1 protein-coding gene is annotated in these 2,128 nt (G+C 65.7%); it reads right to left on the bottom strand.

From position 1 onward, the window contains the following. Positions 1 to 71: 71 nt before the first annotated feature. On the bottom strand, positions 72 to 1,604 hold the full coding sequence (locus tag NZM16_RS11465) for a YifB family Mg chelatase-like AAA ATPase (RefSeq protein WP_366946206.1): 1,533 nt from the start codon (positions 1,602 to 1,604) through the stop codon (positions 72 to 74). Positions 1,605 to 2,128: the final 524 nt, after the last annotated feature.

Genomic DNA, 2,128 nt, shown 5'->3' on the forward strand with positions numbered 1-2,128 from the left:
CGAGGAAGGGGGATACAGGGGAGTGGAGCCCTTCCCCGTCATCCGACCGGCTCCCGACTGCGCAACTCCTATCAATAAGGCCCGCCCATCGGCCAGCGGGGGCGATATTGGAGGGCTTCCGCCAAATGATGGGCGCGCAACAGATCAGATCCCTCCAGGTCCGCGATCGTGCGGGCGACTTTGAGGACGCGATGATAGGCACGAGCGGAGAGATGGAGTTGCTGCATCGCCGCCTTCAGCAGCGCCTGGGCCTGGGGCTCCATCCGACAGTAAGCCCGGATGTGGCCCGGTCCCATCTCCGCGTTGCAGAAGATCTCGGTCCCGTGGAAGCGCTCCCGCTGGATCGTTCGGGCGCGTTCCACTCGCTCCCGGATCCGGGCCGAGGGCTCCCCCCGCCGGTCATCGGCGAGCTTTTCAAATTCTACCCGGGGCACTTCGATCTGGATATCCATTCGATCCAGCAGGGGGCCGCTTAGGCGCTTCTGGTAGCGAGCGACCATCGCCGGGGAACAGGTGCACGGCTTCAGCGGATCCCCATAATAGCCGCATGGGCAGGGGTTCATGGCGGCGACCAGCATAAAGGCGGCCGGGAACTCCAGCGTCCCGGCGGCCCGGCTGATCACCACCCGCTTGTCCTCCAGAGGCTGGCGCAGCACTTCCAGCGCTCGCAGATCGAATTCCGGCAACTCGTCCAGGAAGAGGACACCCCGATGAGCCAGGGAGACCTCGCCCGGACGCGGGAAGCGCCCGCCGCCGACCAGCCCGGCATGGCTGATGGTGTGATGGGGAGCCCGGAACGGCCGCTGACGGATTAGCGGGGCCTCCGGGGAGAGCAGATCGGCCACGCTGTAAATCCGGGTCACCTCCAGGGCTTCCTCTAACGAAAGGCGAGGGAGGATCCCGGGCAGCGCGCGGGCTAGCAGCGTCTTCCCGGTGCCCGGAGGGCCAACCATCAACAGGTTATGATTGCCGGCGGCGGCAACCTCCAGCGCCCGTTTGGCGTGCTCCTGGCCCTTGATATCGGCGAAATCCACCGCCGGCGGCATGTCGACCCAGTAGTCCAGCGGCGTAGGGGGCTGAGGGGGGATCCGCTTCTGCCCGAGGAGGTGGGCGATGAGGTCCTGCAGGGTAGCCACCGGATAGATCTCGAGATCCGGCACCAGGGCGGCCTCCGGTGCATCCGCGACGGGGACGAAAAGACGTCGGGTGCCCAGATCCCGGGCCAGCGCGGCCATCACCAGCGCCCCGGGCACATGGCGCACCGTCCCATCCAGCCCCAGCTCCCCTACCACCATCGCATTCTCCATCGCCTGGAAGGGAAGCTGCTCGGAGGCGATCAGCACTCCTAGGGCAATCGGGAGATCATATGCCGGGCCCTCCTTCCGCAGGTCCGCGGGGGCCAGGTTCACGACGATCCGGGCCAGGGGGAACGAAAACCCGGCATAGCGGATGGCCGAGCGAACCCGCTCGCGGGCTTCCTGGACGGCAGCGTCCGGCAACCCTACAATGGTGAAACCGGGCTGCCCTCGGCTGACATCCACCTCCACCGTCACCAGCTCTCCGTTCAATCCGATCAACGCACAGCTGAACAGGCGCGCGAGCATGCGGGTTCCCACCCCGCCTGGAATATCGGGCACGATCCCATCCGTCACCCGCCGGATTCACCCGCCGGATGATGAGGAAGAGAGGAGGCCCATGTTCACGCCCTCTATGGAGATGATAGCGGGTTCCCCTCCCTTTCCCATGGCTCTTTGGGGCCAATGTGGACGCCGCGTGATGGTCGCCCAGGCGCTTGGTGGAGCGAACATCGGATCCTTACGGTATAGATCTTGCTTTTTGACAGGAAATCTCGCTCTACATTAAAATTTGGGGCCGTTGGAAGAGCCACTGGTTGTCGAAAGCAATCTGGCCCGGATCCAAAGCCAGGAGATCGAAGCCCAGGGAGCGTTCGCTCATGGCGGCAGAGCGCGCGATCCAGCGCGAGCACGTGGGCTTACGGCGGGAGGTGACGGTCTGGGGGTCCTTCACCTGGGGGTATGCCGACGTGGGGGCGGATGTGTATGTGGCCCTCGGCCTGGTGATGGCCGCCGCCCAGGGAGCCACCCCGCTGGCCTTCCTCATCGCCGGG

Origin of the sequence: Thermoflexus sp. (genome assembly GCF_025055495.1) — a bacterium.
Classification (GTDB): Bacteria; Chloroflexota; Anaerolineae; order Thermoflexales; family Thermoflexaceae; genus Thermoflexus.

What these genes read in the sequence shown, in the direction of transcription:
- NZM16_RS11465 (WP_366946206.1), bottom strand. Translation starts at nt 1,604, where the DNA reads ATGCTCGCGCGCCTGTTCAGCTGTGCGTTGATCGGATTGAACGGAGAG.